Annotated in this window: 10 protein-coding genes, 5 tRNA genes, 2 rRNA genes and 2 pseudogenes (1 of these 19 running past the window's edge); 15 read left to right on the top strand and 4 right to left on the bottom strand. The window is 32.4% G+C overall.

The window, feature by feature from the left end; all coding sequences use genetic code 11:
* The first annotated feature begins 16 nt into the window (after positions 1-16).
* Positions 17-1,261, top strand: a complete 1,245-nt coding sequence (locus KV700_RS06070; RefSeq protein WP_218599511.1) for a tetratricopeptide repeat protein — start codon at positions 17-19, stop codon at positions 1,259-1,261.
* 54 nt (positions 1,262-1,315) lie between these two features.
* On the opposite strand, the gene KV700_RS06065 is transcribed toward KV700_RS06070, so the two are convergent.
* Both KV700_RS06065 and KV700_RS06060 read right to left on the bottom strand, forming a co-directional pair.
* On the bottom strand, positions 1,316-2,086 hold the full coding sequence (locus tag KV700_RS06065) for a C40 family peptidase (protein WP_166387645.1): 771 nt from the start codon (positions 2,084-2,086) through the stop codon (positions 1,316-1,318).
* Between the two features lie 41 nt (positions 2,087-2,127).
* Positions 2,128-3,303, bottom strand: a complete 1,176-nt coding sequence (locus tag KV700_RS06060; RefSeq protein ID WP_218599510.1) for an acetyl-CoA C-acyltransferase — start codon at positions 3,301-3,303, stop codon at positions 2,128-2,130.
* A 135-nt stretch (positions 3,304-3,438) separates the two neighbouring features.
* Between KV700_RS06060 and KV700_RS06055 the strand changes: the two genes are divergently transcribed.
* The 9 genes and pseudogenes from KV700_RS06055 to KV700_RS17350 all read left to right on the top strand — a co-directional run bounded on the left by KV700_RS06055 (position 3,439) and on the right by KV700_RS17350 (position 9,212).
* Positions 3,439-5,502: an HD family phosphohydrolase gene (locus KV700_RS06055; RefSeq protein ID WP_218599509.1), complete on the top strand. Its 2,064-nt coding sequence runs from the start codon at positions 3,439-3,441 to the stop codon at positions 5,500-5,502.
* 105 nt (positions 5,503-5,607) lie between these two features.
* Positions 5,608-5,689, top strand: a tRNA-Ser gene (locus KV700_RS06050).
* Between the two features lie 13 nt (positions 5,690-5,702).
* A tRNA-Pro gene (locus tag KV700_RS06045) sits at positions 5,703-5,777 on the top strand.
* A 30-nt stretch (positions 5,778-5,807) separates the two neighbouring features.
* Positions 5,808-5,881, top strand: a tRNA-Arg gene (locus tag KV700_RS06040).
* Positions 5,882-6,194: 313 nt separating this feature from the next.
* Positions 6,195-6,545, top strand: a complete 351-nt coding sequence (locus KV700_RS06035; RefSeq protein WP_218597728.1) for a transposase — start codon at positions 6,195-6,197, stop codon at positions 6,543-6,545.
* 127 nt (positions 6,546-6,672) lie between these two features.
* The gene (locus KV700_RS06030; RefSeq protein WP_218598260.1) at positions 6,673-7,521 is read left to right on the top strand and encodes a transposase; all 849 of its coding nucleotides are present in this window, start codon (positions 6,673-6,675) and stop codon (positions 7,519-7,521) included.
* Between the two features lie 44 nt (positions 7,522-7,565).
* Positions 7,566-7,790: pseudogene (locus tag KV700_RS06025) on the top strand (helix-turn-helix domain-containing protein); the annotation flags it as partial.
* Between the two features lie 2 nt (positions 7,791-7,792).
* Positions 7,793-9,071 (top strand): annotated as a pseudogene (locus KV700_RS06020) (type II toxin-antitoxin system HipA family toxin).
* Positions 9,072-9,080: 9 nt separating this feature from the next.
* Complete coding sequence (locus KV700_RS17350) at positions 9,081-9,212, top strand: hypothetical protein (protein WP_302849991.1); 132 nt, start codon at positions 9,081-9,083, stop codon at positions 9,210-9,212.
* Positions 9,213-9,243: 31 nt separating this feature from the next.
* Here the strand turns inward: KV700_RS17350 and KV700_RS06015 are convergent, their stop codons facing one another.
* Entirely contained in the window at positions 9,244-10,032 is a 789-nt protein-coding gene (locus tag KV700_RS06015; RefSeq protein ID WP_218599508.1) for an ion transporter, read from the bottom strand.
* Positions 10,033-10,277: 245 nt separating this feature from the next.
* Positions 10,278-13,421, bottom strand: a complete 3,144-nt coding sequence (locus KV700_RS06010) for an N-6 DNA methylase (protein ID WP_218599507.1) — start codon at positions 13,419-13,421, stop codon at positions 10,278-10,280.
* Between the two features lie 711 nt (positions 13,422-14,132).
* On the opposite strand from KV700_RS06010, the gene KV700_RS06005 reads away from it, so the two are divergent.
* The 5 genes from KV700_RS06005 to KV700_RS05985 all read left to right on the top strand — a co-directional run.
* On the top strand, positions 14,133-17,108 hold the full coding sequence (locus KV700_RS06005; protein ID WP_218599506.1) for an ATP-binding protein: 2,976 nt from the start codon (positions 14,133-14,135) through the stop codon (positions 17,106-17,108).
* A gap of 1,604 nt (positions 17,109-18,712) precedes the next feature.
* Positions 18,713-20,230 (top strand): 16S ribosomal RNA (locus KV700_RS06000).
* Positions 20,231-20,314: 84 nt separating this feature from the next.
* Positions 20,315-20,388, top strand: a tRNA-Ile gene (locus KV700_RS05995).
* Positions 20,389-20,471: 83 nt separating this feature from the next.
* Positions 20,472-20,545 (top strand) — tRNA-Ala (locus KV700_RS05990).
* A 191-nt stretch (positions 20,546-20,736) separates the two neighbouring features.
* Positions 20,737-21,378: ribosomal RNA gene (locus KV700_RS05985) — 23S ribosomal RNA — on the top strand; it runs 2,242 nt beyond the window's last position.
* The 16S and 23S rRNA genes sit together here with 2 tRNA genes alongside, the layout of an rRNA operon.

Here is a 21,378-nt window from a genome sequence, read left to right as displayed (position 1 = left end):
ATTAATAATTAGTAAAATGAAAAATCAAATATTAGCGTTAACGGTTGGTTTCTTATCAATAGCTTCTTTTGCGCAAAAAGATGAAATAAAAGCTGCTGAAAAGGCAATTAAAAAAGGTGAATTTAAAGAAGCAAAAGCGGCATTAGCAGGTTTAGAAGCTACGGAAGATTCAATGGATTCGAAATATAAAGCAAAGTATTACTTTTTAAAAGGATCTGCTTATGGAGAGTCTGATGTTGCAAAAGCATCTGAAGCTTATAATAAATTAATTGCTTATGAAAAGGAAATTGGAAAGCAAAAATATACAAAAGAAGCAGAGCCTAAATTAAACGAGTTAGTACAATTCGTTTCTAAAAAAGCAATCAAATCATATAACGAGCAAGACTATAAAGATGCAACAAATAATTTTTATTTAACGTATAAGTTAAGTCCTACGGATACTTCTTTCTTATATAATGCAGCTTTAAGTTCTTCTTTAGCTAAAGATTATGATGCTTCTTTAAAGTTTTATAAAGAGTTACAAGATATTAATTATACAGGTATTACAACTCAATATATTGCAATAAATAAAGAAACAGGTAAAGAAGAAGATTTGGGTACTAAATCTAATAGAGATGCTATGCTTAAGTTTGGTGGGTATACAGACCCAAGTGAAAAAACTACAGAATCTAAACAAGCAGAAATTATTAAAAATATTGGTTACATTTATGTAAATCAAGGGAAACCAGAATTAGCAGTTGCTGCTTTAGAAGAAGCTAGAAAGTCTAATCCTAAAGATATTAACTTATTGTTAAATCAAGCTCAAATGTATATCCAATTAGAGCAGATGGATAAATTTGGTGAATTGATGGGAGAAGCTGTAAAACTTGACCCTACAAACCCAACGTTGTTTTTTAATTTAGGTGTTGTAAATGCACAAGAAGAGAAGAATGAAGAAGCAATTGGATTTTATAAAAAAGCGATTGAATTAGATCCAGAATATGGAGATGCTTACTTAAATTTAGGAGTTACTATTTTAAATAAAAGAATAGCAGTTATTAATGAGATGAATGAAAATTTATCGAATGAAAAGAAATATACAGAATTAGAAGGAGAGTTAAAGGTTATTTGTAAAGAAGCTTTACCTTATATTGTTAAAGCAGATGAACTAGCTAGAACAGAAGGAACTGTAAGTACTTTATTAAATATTTATGATACTTTAGAGATGACAGCAGAAGGAGATGCTTTAAGACCTATTTATAAAGAAATGAGAGGTCAGTAATTTAGACTTTCAATTTTATAAAAAAACCGAAACTAATTTTAGTTTCGGTTTTTTTTATATCATTTTTTTTATAATTCTTAATTTGTGAGTATGTTTTTGAAGTTCGGCATTAAAAATACCACTATGATCTAAAGTGTCTATTCTTACTTTACCGTGAGCGTGTATAATGTTGTAGTCGCTTAAAATAATTCCAACATGAATAATTTCTCCTTCTTCATTATCAAAAAAAGCCAAATCACCAGCTTCACTTTCTTCTATAAAACTTAAAACTTCACCTTGTGTAGCCTGTTGTCTGGCATCTCTTAAAAGTTGGTGGCCACACAGTTTATAAACCATTTGTGTAAAACCAGAACAATCAATACCAAAAGGAGTTTTACCTCCCCATAAATAAGGTGTGTTTAAGTAATTAAAAGCAGTTTGTGCAATTTTATTTTTAGATTTTTCTTCTGCTAAAACATTTCCTTCGTATACGTATAACTCTGAGTTTATTTGTAGTTTACCTGCATTATAAAATGGCAAATTAGATCCTAAAGGAATCGTGGTAAGCTCATTTTTACTATTGGTAATAAAATCTATCATTTCTGCTGATAAATATTGCTTTTCAGATTTTAGTTTTGAATAGAAATCTGCAGAGATTTCTGTATATTGTTTATTATCTATAAATCCTTCATAGTTATCAAAAGTCAAACGAATTTTACTCCATTCTTTCTGTTTTTCAATCACCTCAAAAGTTTCACCAAATAAAACTTGGCTAGTCATTTCAGATTGGTTTGATTCTTCTGCTCTTAAAGGAACAATGCTTAAATTACAAATGCCGTATAACAAGTTATGTGTTTTGAGTTTTAAATGTTCAATTAAATTTATTACTAAATTCTTTCTATAACAAATGCACTTGCTCCACCGCCACCATTACAAATAGCTGCAGCACCAATTTTAGCTTTATTTTGTTTTAAAATAGACGTTAAAGCAATTACTATTCTAGCTCCAGAAACCCCTAATGGATGTCCTAAAGAAACAGCGCCACCATTTACATTTACTTTATCATCTGTAATCCCTAAAATTTTCATATTTGCCAAACCAACAATAGAAAAAGCTTCATTTAATTCAAAATAATCTACATCATCAATAGAAATATTTGCTTTTGCTAAGGCTTTTGGTAATGCTTTAGCTGGTGCAGTTGTAAACCACTCTGGTTCGTGAGCAGCATCAGCATAACTTAGTACTTTAGCTAAAGGTTTAATATTTAATTCTTTTGCTTTATCTGCAGACATTAAAACCAACGCTGCACCACCATCATTAATTGTAGAGGCATTTGCAGCAGTAACAGTTCCGTCTTTTGTAAACGCAGCTCTTAAGGTTGGAATTTTATCCATCCTTACGTTGCTGTATTCTTCATCCTCAGAAAAAATAATTGGTTCTCCTCGTCTTTGAGGAATTTCAACAGGTACAATTTCATCAGCATATTTTCCATCACTCCAAGCTTTAGCAGAACGGTTGTAAGATTGTATAGCAAATGCATCTTGATCTTCTCTAGAGAAATTATATTCAGTAGCACAAGTATCTGCACAAACACCCATTGCAACATTGTTATAAGCATCTACTAAACCATCTTTTTGAAGTCCATCTTCCATGGTTATAGCTCCAAATTTAGATCCTTTTCTTGCATGTTGATAGTGCGGAATAGCACTCATGTTTTCCATACCACCTGCAACAATAATATCTGCATCACCTAAAGCAATAGTTTGAGCTGCTAGCATTATAGCTTTCATTCCAGAAGCACATACTTTATTTACGGTAGTACATGGTACAGTATTAGGTATTCCTGCAAATATAGCTGCTTGTCTTGCCGGTGCTTGACCAAGACCTGCGGAAACAACATTTCCCATAAAAACTTCTTCAACTAAATTTGGGTCTAAATTTATTTTTCCTAAGGCTCCTTTTATAGCGATTGCGCCTAATTTAGGAGCAGGAGTGGTAGATAAACTTCCCATAAAACTCCCTATTGGTGTTCTAGCTACAGATACAATTACGACTTCTTTCATAAATAATAGTGTTTACTTTGAATAAGATTTGTTGTGCTAAATTAACTATTTTTAATCAATTTAAGTTTTATTATTCAACTTGAATTTTTGAGCGTGACATTTTTATGGTAAGTTTGTAGTAAGAAGATAAATTCTATGAGTAATATAGTTAATAAACTGTACCAAAACAATGCCATTATTTATAAGGTAATTTTGTTTTTAGTAGCCACTGTTGCAATTGTTTATTTGTTTCCAAAAGGTGGGCAATTTAAATACGATTTTAATAATGGGCAACTTTGGAAATATGATAATTTATATGCACCTTTTGATTTTTCTATTCAAAAAACGGCAGATGAAATAGCTGTAGAAAAAAAAGAAATTGCAGAGAACTCTAAAGTCTATTTTTTACATGATTTTGATGTAGAAAATAATGTGAAATCTAATTATAAAAGAAGAATTTCGTTATTAAAACAATCAGATTCTTTAAATTCAGATCAATTATTAAACATCTCTAAAATTGGTCAAAAAGTTATAGATAATATTTATAAGCGAGGTTTTTTAGAAGTAGTAAGTCAAGAAAGGGTTTCAAATAAAAATGAAATAGTTGCGCTTAGAAAAGGCAATGAAGTAGAGGATATCTTGTTTAAAAACCTTTTAACATCTAAAGAAGTTTTAGAAATAATTAGAAGTAATTTAGAAGAGGAAAGGTCTTTTTATGGTAAAAAAATATTATTAGATTTATTATCTGAAATTATAAAACCCAACATCTATTTTGATACTATTTATACAGATAAAGTAATTGAAAATGCTATAAAAAGTATTTCTTATACGAAAGGAATAGTAGAGGCAGGTAAATTAATTATTTTAAAAGGAGATATTGTAGAGGGAAAAAAACTAGCTGTCTTAAATTCTTTAAAAAGTGAATCTGAGTCTCAGGTTTGGACCGACTCAAATTATAATTGGATTATTTTAGGATATACAATTTTAGTTTCTCTAGCTTTATTGATGCTTTTATTATTCTTAAAAAAATATAGAGTAGAAATATTCGACAATAATAACCAGGTTACCTTTATTTTTTTCAATGTTTTTTTAATGATATTTATACAAACATTGGTTATAAAATACAATGCAGATTATTTATATATTGTTCCTTTAAGTATACTACCTATAGTTTTAAAAGCTTTTTTTGATGCCCGTTTAGGTTTGTTTACACATGTTTTAACAGTGCTGCTTTTAGGGTATATTGTGCCTAATAGTTTTGAGTTTATATACTTACATATTATTGCCGGTATGGTTACAATACTTACCGTTTCTGAGCTCTATAAAAGAGGTAATTTGTTTATATCTGTAGCGCAAATTACACTTATTTATATGTTAACTTATTTTGCTTTTTCAATTATTAAAGAAGGTAATGCTTCTCAAATAAACTGGAATTACTTTATGCTTTTTGCAGCCAATGGTTTGCTGTCTTTTTTATCTATAATTATTATTTATATGTATGAAAAAGTTTTTGGTCTGGTGTCTGACATTACTTTATTGGAGCTTTCTAATACAAATGCGAAGCTTTTAAGAGAGTTAAATGAAAAAGCACCTGGTACGTTTCAGCATTCTATGCAAGTGGCTAATTTGGCAGAAGCGGCAGCGAATGAAATAGGAGCGAATTCTATGTTGGTTAGAACTGGTGCTTTGTATCATGATATTGGTAAAATATTAAATCCAATGTATTTTACAGAAAATCAATCTACAGGGGTTAATCCTCACAATGACTTGTCTGCAAGAGATAGTTCTAAAATAATTACAGATCATGTTATTAAAGGAGTGGAGCTTGCTAAAAAATATAAGTTACCAGATAGAATTATAGATTTTATAAGAACACATCACGGAACAAGTTCTACTTATTATTTTTATAAAAAGGAACAAGAGCTTAATCCTGACACAAAAGTAGATATAAAGAAGTTTCAGTACCAAGGACCTATTCCTTTTTCTAAAGAAACAGCAATTTTAATGATGTGTGATGCATCGGAAGCTGCGTCTAAAAGTTTAACAAAACCTACAGCTTTATCTATTAGTAATTTGATAGATAAAATTATTAGCAAGCAAATGGCTGATAATCAGTTTTTAAATTCGAATATTACCTTTAGAGAAATAGAGATTATTAAGAAAGTAATCAAGAAAAAGTTGATGAATATCTATCATTTAAGAGTAGAATATCCTGAGTAAAAAAAAATAATTTAAAAAAATGTAAAAAAGTCTTGTGAGATCCTTTTTCTAGTTGTAAATTTGCACTCGCAATTCTAGGTCATGCTTTTTGTATGACGTCCGAAAGGAGAGATGGCAGAGTGGTAATGCAGCAGATTGCTAATCTGTCGACCTTAGGGTCGCCAGGGTTCGAGTCCCTGTCTCTCCGCAAATAATTGCCTCGGGGTGTAGCGTAGCCCGGTCATCGCGCCTCGTTTGGGACGAGGAGGTCGCAGGTTCGAATCCTGCCACCCCGACACAGTTGGTCGTAACAACTTAAAAATTACGGGCTCTTAGCTCAGCTGGATAGAGCACCTCCCTTCTAAGGAGGCGGTCGCAGGTTCGAATCCTGCAGGGCTCACTTAAACCTTACTAGAAATAGTAAGGTTTTTTGTTTTATATAGGTTTTCAATATTACTTCCCAATTAATTAAATTTCAGTCTCGTCTTATTTTAATAGTTTTTTTATAACGGGTAACATATTGCTCAAATAGCGTGTATTTGTGTAATATACTACAAGTTATGTCTAAAAATAATTCAATATTACTACCTAAGCTTGATCGTTTGTAGGAGCAAATGGGAGAGCAAATAAAATTAGCACGTCTAAGGGATCAACACAAAAAGTTGTGGAGTAAAATAAAAAGGAAGAACTTTGACTTTTAAATTACTTCTATTTTGGATACTTCAATTGAGCTTATTAAATTATTACTACCAGAAATACTTGTTAACTATTTTAAACTTACCAAACACGAAGTTAAAAATGAAGAACTCCATTTCTATTTCACTGAGTTAAACACAATTCCTGAAGAATTTAAAACACTTAAATTAAGCTCTAAAGGATTTTTTCCAGAAGCCACTATTCAAGATTTTCCTATTCGAGGTAAAAACGTTTTTCTACATGTTATTAGAAGGCGTTGGATTGATGATAATTCTAAAAAATTAGTGATAAGAGATTGGCAGTTAGTAGCAAAAGGCACTAGAATTACTAGTGAATTTGCTGCTTTTTTAAAACAAATCAGTCTGTAATAATGCTACAAGTACATCTGTTGTAGCAACCTTTTACGGAGTAAGCCCTAGAAACTTACAGAGACAATACAAAGATTATTTAAGTGATTTTAAGCAATGGAACCAAAAACCACATGCTGAACAATGGTTGCTTTTTCCTGAAAATACTGGAAGCTATCTTTCCATAGATGAAACAGCATTTTCTAATGGAGATTTATATACTATCGTGACTAATAAAAATGCGAATGGAAAAAAAGGTGCTTTACTGGCCATGATTAAAGGCACTAAAGCAGAAGATGTTATTAGAATCCTTAATAAAATCTCTTTAAAACAACGAAAAAAAGTAAAAGAAGTAACCTTAGACATGGCAGCAAACATGGGGTTAATCGTTAAAAAATCATTTCCAAAAGCAGTACTAGTTATAGATCGATTTCATGTGCAAAAATTAGCTTTAGATGCTTTGCAAGAAATTAGAATTAAACATCGTTGGGAAGCAATAGATAAAGATAACGACGCCATAGAAAATGCTAGAAACAACTCCTTAAAATATGTTCCTAAACTACTACCAAATGGAGATACTCTAAAACAATTATTAGCTAGAAGTAGATACCTATTGTATAAATCTAGTAACAAATGGACTAACTCCCAACAAGAAAGAGCTGAAATACTTTTTAAAACTTATCCAGATATAGAAAAGGCATACAATTTATGTCAAAACTTATCCTGGATTTACAATCAAACAAAAGATAAAACCGTTGCCTTAACTAGACTTGCTAAATGGGATGAAAATGTAAGACAAGCGAAGTTTAAAAGCTTTAATACCATTGCTAGAACAATGTCTATACATTATCAGAATATACTCAACTATTTTGACAATAGAAGTACAAATGCTTCTGCAGAATCGTTTAATGCTAAAATAAAAGCATTTAGAGCACAATTTAGAGGTGTTAGAAACATCAAATTTTTCCTTTTTAGACTCTCAAATATTTATGCCTAATTTCTAAATCCCACAACTTTTGGACTTGATCCCGTCTAAGACGAAAGCTAAGTGCAGATCAAGTTGCAGAACGAGCAGAGACGAGTAGAAGAACATTGTATTCTGTAGAGAAGGGAAAAAGTTCTGTTAGTATTGGTACGTACATTAAAGTTTTAAATGTACTTAGTTTAGAGAAAGACTTTTTAAATTTAGCAAAAGATGACGTTCTAGGTCGAAAGCTTCAAGATATTGGGTTAACTGCTAAAGAGCGTGCTCCAAAAAGAAACTAAAAATGAAAAGAACTCTATATGTTTATGCAGATTGGGTAGAATTAGGTTCGCCTATATTAATAGGGGAATTATATTCAGATACTTTAAGGGGGAAAGAAATATTTTCTTTCTCTTATCATAAAGATTGGTTGCAATCTGATTACGCATATCATTTGGATCCTGATTTGGGTTTATTTGAAGGGATACAATATTTGAATGATGAAAAGTCGAATTTTGGGTTGTTTTTAGATTCTTCTCTAGATCGTTGGGGTAGAGTGCTAATGAAAAGAAGAGAAGCTGCACTTGCCAGAAAAAAAGAGCGGAAAACTGAGAAATTATTCGAAACAGATTTTTTATTAGGCGTTTTTGATGGACATAAAATGGGAGCATTGCGTTTTAAATTGGATAAAGAAGGATCTTTTTTGAATGATAATAAAGCATTAGCAAGTCCGCCGTGGACTTCAATTAGAGAATTAGAGCAAATAAGTTTGCGTTTGGAAGATGATGATAGTTTAGATGATCCGGATTATTTAAAATGGTTGCAAATGTTGGTTTCTTCTGGTTCTTCTTTAGGAGGAGTAAGACCAAAGACAGGTTTAGGAGGAGCAAGACCAAAGACAGGTGTTTTAGATAAAGAAAGTAATTTATGGATTGCGAAGTTCCCGAGTAAAAATGATGGTGATGATATTGGTGCCTGGGAAATGGTTACTTATGAACTAGCTATTCAATCGGGAATTGTAATGGCAGCATCTAAAGCCGAAAAATTTAGCAGTAATAAACACACGTTTTTAACGAAGCGTTTTGATAGAGCAGCTGATAGGAAAAGAATTCACTTCGCTTCGGCAATGACATTATTGGGCTACACAGATGGCACAGATGCATCCTCAGGAGCTAGTTATCTAGAGTTGGTGGATTTTATATCTAAGTACGGTGCGCGTCCAGAAAATGATCTGAAACAATTATGGCGAAGAATTGTTTTTAGTATTTGTGTTTCTAACACTGATGACCATCTAAGAAACCATGGTTTTTTATTGACAGAAAAGGGTTGGGTGCTATCACCTGCTTATGATATAAATCCTGTTGAAACAGGGATGGGATTAAAATTAAATATTTCTGAAGATGATAATGCTTTGGATCTAGACTTAGTGCTGTCGGTTGCTCCTTATTTTTAGAATAAAAAAGGCCGAGGGAAAAAATATAATTGATGAAATTAAAAGTATTGTTTCTCAATGGAAATTGTATGCTAATAAATATGGAATTTCACGTTTGGAACAAGAAAATAAATCACAAGCTTTTATGTAATTATACCAAATGAATTTAATCAGTCATTTTGATGTTCATTTGGTATTAGATGTGTTTTTACCAACTTTACCAAGTAAAACAAGCAAATATTTAAGATTAATAGAATACATAGATGCTGAATCTAGTTCAACACAGGCTTAGTGATAATTTTTCGTAGTTGAAAGTGGTAAGGTTATTCCAAATCTCTTTCCGCTAAAAGCTTGTCTATTTTTGCTGATAACACATCTACTTTATGTTCTAGAGTATCATTATTATCACTAACCATAGCATCTACAAAAATGGAGTTTACCAAAGACAGCCCAAAAATACCACCAGTTATTACAATAAATATAAAATAGAGATACGTAAAAAATGAAAGTACTGGCGAGAGGTTTTGTGCTAATACTTCCGGAATCTCAAACCACCCCTCTACAGTAAATATTTTAAAGATAGAGTACAAAGCCGTTAACGGATTGCCAAAGTATTCGGTAGAAACGCCTTTAAATAAATAAAAGGTAAAAATACCGATGATAAAAATGTAAATCATAAAACCAAGCAAAACGATTACAGATGATTTTAATGCTCTGCTAATTCCTTTTATAAGGTGTTCTATATTGGGTATAAATTTTAAGAATCTAAAAGACTTAAATAAACGCATCACCCTAAAGACAAGCAAGAAACTAATACTTGTAATTTCTAGGTTGCTTAGGTAGGCTATTAAGGTAGGAAAAGACAAAATAACTAAAACAAAATCGAACTTGTTCCAATGGAAGCTAAAGTATTTTTTAGCGCCATATTCTTTTAGTTTTATGCTTATTTCTATAACAAACAAAATGGTAATGGCATTGTCTATTAGCTCGAAAGCAAATTTTTGGTTGGGCAATAACTGAAAGCCGCTCATAAAAATAGTAAACGCATTTACTAAGATTAAGAGCAGTATAAACTTTTCATTTAAGAAGAGCTTCTTTATTTCTTGTATCATCATACTAACTATTGGCAATAATTAAGATTTATATCTATTTAATAATTTAAAGTCGTAAAAAAATCATTTAGCCTTATGAGATTTCTCACTATGTTCGAAATGACAAAATAGGGTTGCTAATTGTCACTTCGACGGAAGGAGAAGTCGCATAACAGTGATAGCGTAACATGCTTTATAAGATTTCTCTCTACGTTCTAAATGACAAATTCGTAACTTATTACTATTTTCTTTGGTATTCATAAATCTTAAGAGTTTTCTACAATCTGTATTTCATCGGCTGTTAAGCCATACAACTCATACACCATAACATCTATTGCTGCGTCTGTTTGGTCTATTTGTGTTTTTAGAGCGACTGCTTTTTGTTGTTCTTGTAAAAAATAATCTTCCCATTCTGCTTCTTCACTTAAGCTTAATTTTATTTTCTTCTTTTTTAGTTCTTTTACAAAATCGGCAAAAGTGAGCAAATACCAACTGTCTAATTTTTTGGGTAGTTTTTCTAAACCTTCAAATTTTCTTTGTAGGGTTCTTTGGAATTTGGTAATCTTCTCAGATAAAGTAATATTGTCTTCTAATTGAAAAATTACTTTTTTTGTAACTTTTTCTGAAATTAAATTAAGATTTTTTGATATAGGGATTGTATCAATTTTATCTCTTCTAAAATCATAATAGCCACCTTGTAAAGTGGTGCAAATGTTTTTTAGATAATAGAAAATCAATTTAGAATTTAATAAACCTAAAAGAGGTTTACTGTCACTTTTAATGTAAAAGTTATTGTCAGATAAATAATAGCTATTAAAGTCTAGTTGAAAATTACAGTTGTTATTAGTTCTTGGGTAAATAATTTTTATATCTTCAAAATCTTTATAGTATGCGATATTATCTTGAACTTCAAACCATTTATACGGTCCAGCTTTTCTACCTTTACTTTCTCCATTATTTCTAGGTTTTAAATCCTCATAATATTCATTTAAATAATTTTTAATAACAGGGTAATTTTCAATATCAACTCCGCGTCTTGTAAATAATATAAAATCATTTGAGGCATTTGTGTTATATCTTTTTATAGCACTTCCTAAGAGTATTGGCTTAATCAGTTCTTCATTTGCGCCATCTTTTAATAAAGAATCTCTTAGCTCCTTTTTGAAAATAAAAACATCGTTTTTGCCTGTTAAAACACCTCTATTTATTTTGCGATCAACCAGTTTTGATAATTTAATTGAGTTACTTTTTATTTTTTCTAATAAATTAAAGTCATTCAGAGTAATGAAATTCCACATATCGTCATTTAAAGAGCTATATGATACTTTATGTTTTTTTATTTCTAATAAACTTATAGGGTCGTTTGTTTTTATCCTTTTATTGATTTCAGAATAATATAAAAAATTATTACTGTAATCTTTCTTTTTATTTAAAACATATATTATAGGATATGTTGTAGCATCAGCAAAAACAGGATAATCATCAAAATCTAATAACAATTCTAAATTAGCATCTTCTTTCATCACTTTTCTTATGTTTTTACCATAAGTTGCTTTTAGAAATTTATTAGGAAGAATGAATGAAAACAATCCATTTACATTTATTAAGTTTATTCCTTTTTCAATAAAATAGGTGTATAAATCAGCTACACTATTGTAACATTTATAGTTTTTCTCTAAATAAGGTTTTATTTCTTTAAACAACTCTTGTCTCACATAAGGCGGATTCCCAATAATCACATCAAAACCACCTTTTTCAAATATTTTAGGAAACTCAGTTTCCCAATTAAAGGCTTTTTCACCAGCAACTTCTGGGTCGTTAATTAAACTATTTCCACATTTAATATTGCTGTTTAAATCATTTAACTTTCTGTTAGGTTGTGCAGTTCTTAACCATAAAGACAATTTGGCTATTTCTACAGATTCATTGTTTAAATCTACGCCAAACAAGTTGTTTTCTAAGATGCTTTTTTCTACATCACTCAAAATCATGGCATCGCCAAATAATTTGGCTTGTAATTCGTCTATATACCCATGCTCATTAATTAAAAAATCTAACGCTTGGTTTAAAAAAGCACCAGAACCACAAGCAGGGTCGCAAATGGTAATTTGTAACAACCAATTTCTGTACTCGGTTAATTTATCAATTAAACCTTTAATGGTTTTCTTTTGTCTTTTTTTGTCTTTGGTGTAGTCATCTTCAATAATTTCTAATGCCAACTTTTTTTCATCACAAAGTTTACCTACCGTATTGTCTACGATGTATTTGGTAATGTATTTAGGCGTGTAAAAAACACCATCTTTTTTTCTTTTGGTTTTAGACTTGTCTATTTCTTGTCCCTCTAATGCTGCTTTAACTTCATCTAATTCATTTAAAGAGTTTTCAAAAATGTGTCCTAAAATATTTACATCAACTTCACTGTCAAAATCATATTCAGACAATTTTAAAGTGTGTTTGTAAAGTAAATCATCATCAATAACAACTGTGTCTAAAATTTCATTAGGTTTAAACAAACCACCATTATAGGCAAAGACATCAAATTGCTTTCCTTTAAAACCTGTGTTTAAGTAGCCAAAGTATTTTTTAAATCGATCAAAAAGTGGGGTGTAGGCATCTAATTCTTGTAGTTTGTTCCATTGGTTTAAAATAAGCCTTACAGAGTTTGGCGGTAGTAATTGCCTGTCTTCTGCAAAAAATAAAAATAGAAACCGATCTAATAATGTTTGCGATTCTTTAAAAAGCGTTAAACTGTCATATTGTGGATTTAACTCCACTAAATTTTTGTGTAATTCTCTTTTAAATAAGCTGTAATCTTTATAGAGTTCTTTGGTAATTTTATCTTCTTGACTAACAGATTCTTTTTTAATAAGGTTAGCAGTATCTTTTTGTATGTTTTGGTAAGCCAAACACAAGTATAAGATTTCAAAATCTTTTTCTGATAAAGTAAACAGATTAAACTCTATATGCTCTATGGCATTGTCTATGTAAAAACGTAGTTTTTCGAAATTAGACGTAATAACATACCTACATTCTGGTTGGTTATTTTTATAGCCAAAAGCTTGTGCTTCTACTTTACTTAAATCTGTAGTTTTTGTGCCTTTTAATTCTATTACTGCCTTTACAACATCATTTACAATAATGGCGCCATCTGCTTTTTTGCTATCTTTTACATTTTTGTATTCTGTAGTAATATTAAAATTAGGAGTCGGGTTTTTTGTATAACCTAAAATAGTAACAAATAGGTCTATAATAAAACCACCTTGGTATTGCTCTTCTTTACTATTTCTAATATTTTCTTGAATACTAGAATTCTGAAAATGGTTTTTAAAGAGCTGCCATTTGGCTGCAATTTCTTCTTTATTCTGATTTTTTAAATACTTAGTAATTACGGTATTCTGAAATAATGGCATAGCTTTTTTTTGAAGAGTATAAATTTAGTTATAATAATTGTTTTTTTAAGATGAAAAGTTAGTTGTTTAAAGGCAGAGGTAAAACTATTGAATATCCGTTTTTTAATCCCCAGCAAAAAAACCTGTCAATATCTACGTAATTAGCGGGTAATAATATACAAGGTAGCGTTACCTCGCAGATTTTATAGATTTACGTAAAGTGAAAATAAAAGTAGGTTGTAACATTTTTCAATCGCAAAAAAAAAAGCTCATTTCAGATAACATTCAGAGTATTATTGCTATTCAATTATCTAATATAGAAACACAATTAAAACTCAAAATGTCTTACTTAGCGTGTCTAATTATATTCAATAGCAGTTCCATAGCTAAGTTAAGCTAATTAAAAAGTAGGTGTAAAATCTACCTACTTCTATAAATTTAATCCATCATTTTTATGTTCATTTGGTATTTATACCAAATGAATTTTAAAATGATTGATGATAAATTTAAATTATTTTTTCTTAATAAGAGATATAAAATGGAATCATAGCCATAGCTACGATTCTATTTTATATTGAATTAGTAAGGAAAAAGAAATGAATTTAATCCATCATTTTGATGTTTATTTGGTATTACATAATTAAGGCCCTTTTTTCATCAAAAAGAATCCCCTAAAAGTATATATTCGCACTCCCTTTTTTTAATCTATTAACGCCAATTCTTAACACATACATGAGCAACGTAAAAAACTGGTTAAATTATTATAAAAACAGTTTAACAGACAGTGAAAACTTAGCGGTAGACATCTCTAGAATTAAAAATTTATTTCATCAAAATTATTGCGATTTAAGCAAAGCAACCATTAGTGCTAAAAATGCTGAAGAGATGCTTGATGTAGAAGAGAAGAGAATTAATAGGTTAAAAGGAGTTACTAAAAAAGAGAGCGATAATTGGCATAAGGTATTTGATGCCGAGGTAATTATAGCACCTTTTCAGTTAGATTTTCAATCTGATGATCCTAATTTTAAACAAAAAACAATTCATCCCTTTTGGATCACGGCAAGAGTAAACCGTTTAGGCCAATTATCTGCACCAAGAGAAATATTTCCATTAATAGTTCGTAATTATTTAGCGCCTGTTGCAGAAGTTGGTAACGATTTTATTTTTTCATCCATAGAAACAATCGCAGAAGCTAGAGATTTAGAAGAACCAGAAGTAGAGGAGGAGGAAGAATTAGATTGGGCTTCTTATTGGGAATATATTAGTTTAGTTTTTTCAGAAATTACGGGTATTGGTATAGAAGATTATAGGGCAGAAGGATATAAAACCAATAACAAAGTCACTTATTTTGCACGAAGTTCTAAAATATCAGCAGCAAAAAGTATTCTGTTTCTGTATGAGAATTTAATAAATGAAACAGAAGAACTTCCCTTAATTTCAAAAATAATAAACCCAAGAAATAGAGAGCGAAGAGATCCTATTACCGATAAAGGCTTTTTAGATTACAACCATTTACATTTAGGGCAAATGTCTAACGAATTTCCACTTTCTATAAGTCAACGTAAAACCTTGTTATCTTATTTAACCGCAGAAGAAAATGGAATTACTGCTGTAAACGGACCTCCAGGAACCGGAAAAACCACTTTATTGCAAAGTTTGGTGGCTACAGAAGTGGTGCGGGCTGCAATTAATGGAGAAGAAGCTCCGGTAATTTTGGCATGTTCCACAAATAACCAGGCGGTAACCAACATTATAGATAGTTTTATAAACTCTAAAAGTACCATGGGTAATTTAGCAGAACGCTGGATTCCTGGTTTTAATGGCTATGCCACGTATTTACCATCGAGCTCTAAAAGTGAAAAATCTTTAAAAGATATCAATTACTTAAAAGGGAATATGTTTGGTAATGAAGGTACTTTGTGCGATTTAGAAAACGAAAATTACCTGCATGATGCCAAGAATTTCTTTTATAGTAGATATCTAGATTATTTTGGTTTCGGCGCAAACTCATTAGAAGATATCTGTAATCATCTACAAGAAGAAATTTCTGTGATAGAAGATAATTTAATGGAGGGCGTACAAATTTCTCAAAATTATTTATCCTCCATAGAAAAGGTAAATAACTTATTGCTCGATAAAGAAAACCACATTAAAAAAAATGTAATTAAAATATCAAAATTACAAGAGTGGCGAGATATCATCGTCAAGATAAAAGCACTCGCTAAAGAGGGTAATTTCATTAACGAAATAAAACGCTATTTTAAAGCAGATTCAGAAGAAAACACGAACAACCCAGAACATCTTTTTATTGTAAATAAAGAAACGCTTGCAGATGATAAAACAGCACTAACCTTTATAAAAAAATGTATTGCAGATCTTAATTTAGCTTTGTCATCAAACTTAAAGTTAAAAAACTGGAAACACTTAAATGAAATTACAGGCTATCCTTTTATTTCAGAAGAACAAATGTGGGAGTTCGAATATGAAAAAATGGAATCTAAAGATAAAACACATCGTTTTTTTTATGATGAAATAGATTTAAGCCTGCGTCACAAAGCCTTTTTATTAGCAACCCATTATTGGGAGGCAAGGTGGATTTTAGAAACAGAAGATGTCTTAGAAAATGAAACCGAAAAAGGAACCGGAGAAAAAACCGTCATTGCAAAATGGAAACGAAGAGCAATGCTTACACCATGTTTTGTGGCAACCTTATATACAGCACCAACACATTTTTTATTCAGCCAGTTTCAAGGAGAGAATGAAAACGGGAAACCAATTTTCGAGTACCTTCCTTTATTTAACTTTCTAGATTTATTAATTATAGATGAAGCAGGTCAAGTAACACCAGAGGTTAGTATTCCTATTTTTTCATTAGCACAAAAAGCTATAGTGGTGGGAGATTTAAAACAGATAGAACCAATTTGGTCTATTCCACCAAAAATAGATTATGGTAATTTAACCAACCAAAATATTGTAACAGACCACTCTCAAAAAGAATATCTAAATAATATAGGGTTTTTAGCATCTAGTGGAAGTATCATGAAAATGGCTCAAAATGCCTGCGAATACGAAACCCCTTTAGTGAGTAAAAAAGAAAACGGATTGTTGCTATTAGAGCATAGAAGATGTAATGATGAAATTATTGGTTTTTGTAATGAACTAGCTTATGATGGTATCTTAAAACCGATGAAAGGTAAAGCGCATAAAGATCAAATATTTGCGTCTATGATGGCATATCATGTAGAAGGAGTTAGTGAACGTAAATTTAACAGCCGTCATAATATGAATGAGGTAAAAGCCATCATTTTATGGATAAATAGACATAAAGAAGACATTCAAAAGGCTTATAATGTAGTTAATATAGAAAGTGTTTTAGGTATTATTACACCATTTGCAAGTCAGAAAACAGAACTGTCCAAAGCTTTAGTTCAATCTGGGTTTAAAGTAAATGATATAAAATTAGGTACCGTGCATGCACTTCAGGGTGCAGAGCGAAATATTGTATTATTTAGTTCTGTATATAGTAATCAAGATGAAGGTGTACTGTTTTTCGATAGAGATAACAAACCAAACATGTTAAATGTGGCAGTTTCAAGAGCCAGAGATAGCTTTATTCTATTTGGAGACACTAGAATTTTTGATGAAACCAAAAACACACCTTCCGGAATTTTAAAAAAGCATTTAAATATGTTTGAAATGCCTACTTAAAAATCAGTACTCAATTTTATAGACTAAATAAGTAGGGGCTATATGTCTATTTTTTAATAGATTCACCAAGTAATACCCAATAGAGAATAATTCAAAATATTTTTTTCTTTTGGGTGTTTCCTTTTTTTTCGTCTATACCATATAAGTATCGTTTTTATTTAATGACCAACATCAATTTAAAGAACGTCTTAGATAAAAAAGGTCGGGCTTTCCACTATATCTTTTTGTATGCTTATTTCAGCTATCGCATCAATAATCATATAAAAAGGATGCCGTTTCAATCCCTAACACTGCTAACTTGCAGATTGAAGTTCTCTTTTCAGATTTCTTTCCTATATAAACACTAGCTTAATACTTAAGAAAAAATATACCTTCTTTCCTTAATATTTAAGACAACATTATTGTTCAGCCCTCACAGGTTTTTAAAACCTGTGAGGGCTTAGAGTTCTAATGATTAAAAAATAAGCTATTTATTTTTTGAACCTATTATACTGTTCCCCTTCAAACTAATACACCTTGCTTCATATAATACATCCCAACCTATGTTTCTATGCGTTAAAAAAACTTGCTTAATCCTTTTTTTACCATTTGTAAAGTACCCAATTGGTCAAATTCATACCATTTTATAAATATGCACCTATATATAAGAGCTTATAATATTCCGGTTTTAAATAATTACTATGGAGAAATTCTCATTTCAAATACCTATAGAGTTGTCAGTCCAAGTACTTTTTTACTGAAAGTATCATATAATGAACAAGTTTAGCACCTAAAAAAGTGGTTACTTCAAGTAGTAAAACACATTTTAACCACACTATTTCTAAGAATCATCCAGGTTTCTTCAAATACCAAAGAACAAAAAGGCTTAAATAGAACCTCGAGACACCTTATGTTTTCTATATCCCTATGTGTTAAAAACAAGCATCCACCACCAAAACCACGCCAATCCCCAAACCCAAAAAAATAACCTCAAAAAAACCTCCCTCATAAACTACTAAAAACAAGCTTATTAAAACCCATTGTAAAATTAAATGAAAATAAAGCTAAAAAAATAGTTGTCAGGTTAAAAATGAGTTGTAAGTTTGCACCCGCTAACAGGATTATCACACAGTTAGCAACGTTCATTGAAGAGTTGTAATTAGATTGAGTATTAGTTGTTTATCTAAATAAAATATCAAAATTTTATTAAAAATAAATTTTAATATTCATTAGGTTTCTAATTAAAAATAGTTGTATGTTTGCAGTCCGAAATTTTCGGCAAAAACGTTCAGAGATTTTTAGTTTTACAGCAAACAAAAAGAAATAAAAAAAAGTTTAATTTTTTATTGTCAGATTAGAAATAGTTTGTATGTTTGCAGCCGCTAAGAATTACAGCGAAAACGATCAAAGAAAATTTGGAATGACTATTAAAAAAGTCAGTTAGTTCGAGTCTAACATTTCTACAAAGTTTTAACCGATTAACAACTTTAAGTTGTTAATTAAGATTGAAACAAAGTTCATTGAAAATATTGAAATTGACAGCGTAATTAAAGAGTAGAATAACCATGTTTAGATTTATTTAAACAAATTCTTTTGAAACTTATTCATTAAAATATTTAAAATATACAATGAAGAGTTTGATCCTGGCTCAGGATGAACGCTAGCGGCAGGCTTAACACATGCAAGTCGAGGGGTAACATTGTGCTTGCACAGATGACGACCGGCGCACGGGTGCGTAACGCGTATAGAACCTACCTTTTACTGGAGAATAGCCTTTAGAAATGAAGATTAATGCTCCATAGTATTGAGACTTGGCATCAAGTTTTAATTAAAGATTTATTGGTAAAAGATGGCTATGCGTCCTATTAGTTAGATGGTAAGGTAACGGCTTACCATGACTTTGATAGGTAGGGGTCCTGAGAGGGAGATCCCCCACACTGGTACTGAGACACGGACCAGACTCCTACGGGAGGCAGCAGTGAGGAATATTGGGCAATGGAGGCAACTCTGACCCAGCCATGCCGCGTGAAGGATGACTGCCCTATGGGTTGTAAACTTCTTTTATACAGGAAGAAACACTGGTATGTATACCAGCTTGACGGTACTGTAAGAATAAGGACCGGCTAACTCCGTGCCAGCAGCCGCGGTAATACGGAGGGTCCGAGCGTTATCCGGAATCATTGGGTTTAAAGGGTCCGCAGGCGGTCAATTAAGTCAGAGGTGAAATCCCATAGCTCAACTATGGAACTGCCTTTGATACTGGTTGACTTGAGTCATATGGAAGTAGATAGAATGTGTAGTGTAGCGGTGAAATGCATAGATATTACACAGAATACCGATTGCGAAGGCAGTCTACTACGTATGTACTGACGCTGAGGGACGAAAGCGTGGGGAGCGAACAGGATTAGATACCCTGGTAGTCCACGCCGTAAACGATGGATACTAGTTGTTGGGTGTATGCTCAGTGACTAAGCGAAAGTGATAAGTATCCCACCTGGGGAGTACGGTCGCAAGACTGAAACTCAAAGGAATTGACGGGGGCCCGCACAAGCGGTGGAGCATGTGGTTTAATTCGATGATACGCGAGGAACCTTACCAGGGCTTAAATGTAGTCTGACAGCTTTAGAGATAGAGTTTTCTTCGGACAGATTACAAGGTGCTGCATGGTTGTCGTCAGCTCGTGCCGTGAGGTGTCAGGTTAAGTCCTATAACGAGCGCAACCCCTGTCGTTAGTTGCCAGCATGTTATGATGGGGACTCTAACGAGACTGCCTACGCAAGTAGTGAGGAAGGTGGGGATGACGTCAAATCATCACGGCCCTTACGTCCTGGGCCACACACGTGCTACAATGGTATGGACAATGAGCAGCCATCTGGCAACAGAGAGCGAATCTATAAACCATATCACAGTTCGGATCGGAGTCTGCAACTCGACTCCGTGAAGCTGGAATCGCTAGTAATCGGATATCAGCCATGATCCGGTGAATACGTTCCCGGGCCTTGTACACACCGCCCGTCAAGCCATGGAAGCTGGGAGTGCCTGAAGTCGGTCACCGTGAGGAGCCGCCTAGGGTAAAACTGGTAACTAGGGCTAAGTCGTAACAAGGTAGCCGTACCGGAAGGTGCGGCTGGAACACCTCCTTTCTAGAGAAAGATGGTGAGTTACAAAAAAAGGTCATTTTTACTCTTTGCTGTTAATTTTAAAATAAAAAGTATTTAAGCTATTATAGTCTCGTAGCTCAGCTGGTTAGAGCGCTACACTGATAATGTAGAGGTCGGCAGTTCGAGTCTGCCCGGGACTACAAAAAAGCAAAAATACTAAGGAAATTCTGGAAGTAAGAGGATTCTACATTCATAATTTAGAATTTATTCTGAATTTCATAATGGGGGATTAGCTCAGCTGGCTAGAGCGCTTGCCTTGCACGCAAGAGGTCATCGGTTCGACTCCGATATTCTCCACAACGGCTTAATGTTGTTGCTGATTTAATTATCAGTGGCGATTCGCCTCAAGTTCATTGACATATTGGTAAAATGATATCGTAAGAATCAAATAGATAGAGAACGATTAGAGTAATATCTAATTAAATAATTTTTTTATAAAAATATAAAAGAGTTCATTATAGTGTGGCAACACACTGTAGCAAAAAGTACAATAAGTTAAGTAAGGGCGTATGGCGGATGCCTAGGCTCTCAGAGACGACGAAGGACGTGATAAGCTGCGATAAGCTACGGGGAGGGGCACATACCTTTTAATCCGTAGATTTCCGAATGGGGCAACCCGGCATGTTGAAGACATGTCACCTAGCAATAGGAGTAAACCCGGTGAACTGAAACATCTAAGTAACCGGAGGAAGAGAAAACAATAGTGATTCCGTTAGTAGTGGCGAGCGAACGCGGATTAGCCCAAACCTATTTTGTTACGGCAAAATAGGGGTTGTAGGGCCACGATATTCGAAGATAAGTGAATTAGAATTGTTTGGAAAGACAAACCATAGAGGGTGATAGTCCCGTAAAAGTAAACGAATTTAAGATAGTGGTACCCTGAGTAGTGCGGGACACGAGTAATCCTGTATGAATCCACCGGGACCATCCGGTAAGGCTAAATACTCCTGAGAGACCGATAGTGAACTAGTACCGTGAGGGAAAGGTGAAAAGAACCCTAAGTAAGGGAGTGAAATAGAACCTGAAACCGTACGCCTACAAGCGGTCGGAGCAACTTCGAGTTGTGACGGCGTGCCTTTTGCATAATGAGCCTACGAGTTACTGTTTCTAGCAAGGTTAATTGATTAAGT

The sequence above is a fragment of the Polaribacter sp. NJDZ03 genome (assembly GCF_019263805.1).
Classification (GTDB): domain Bacteria; phylum Bacteroidota; class Bacteroidia; order Flavobacteriales; family Flavobacteriaceae; genus Polaribacter.
The sequence above is the reverse complement of the archived record's forward strand: the minus strand, read 5'-3'. Positions and strand labels throughout refer to the sequence as shown.

What these genes read in the sequence shown, in the direction of transcription:
- KV700_RS06060 (WP_218599510.1), bottom strand. Translation starts at nt 3,303, where the DNA reads ATGAAAGAAGTCGTAATTGTATCTGTAGCTAGAACACCAATAGGGAGT.
- KV700_RS17350 (WP_302849991.1), top strand. Translation starts at nt 9,081, where the DNA reads ATGAATTTAATCAGTCATTTTGATGTTCATTTGGTATTAGATGTGTTT.
- KV700_RS06070 (WP_218599511.1), top strand. Translation starts at nt 17, where the DNA reads ATGAAAAATCAAATATTAGCGTTAACGGTTGGTTTCTTATCAATAGCT.
- KV700_RS06055 (WP_218599509.1), top strand. Translation starts at nt 3,439, where the DNA reads ATGAGTAATATAGTTAATAAACTGTACCAAAACAATGCCATTATTTAT.
- KV700_RS06010 (WP_218599507.1), bottom strand. Translation starts at nt 13,421, where the DNA reads ATGCCATTATTTCAGAATACCGTAATTACTAAGTATTTAAAAAATCAG.
- KV700_RS06015 (WP_218599508.1), bottom strand. Translation starts at nt 10,032, where the DNA reads ATGATACAAGAAATAAAGAAGCTCTTCTTAAATGAAAAGTTTATACTG.
- KV700_RS06005 (WP_218599506.1), top strand. Translation starts at nt 14,133, where the DNA reads ATGAGCAACGTAAAAAACTGGTTAAATTATTATAAAAACAGTTTAACA.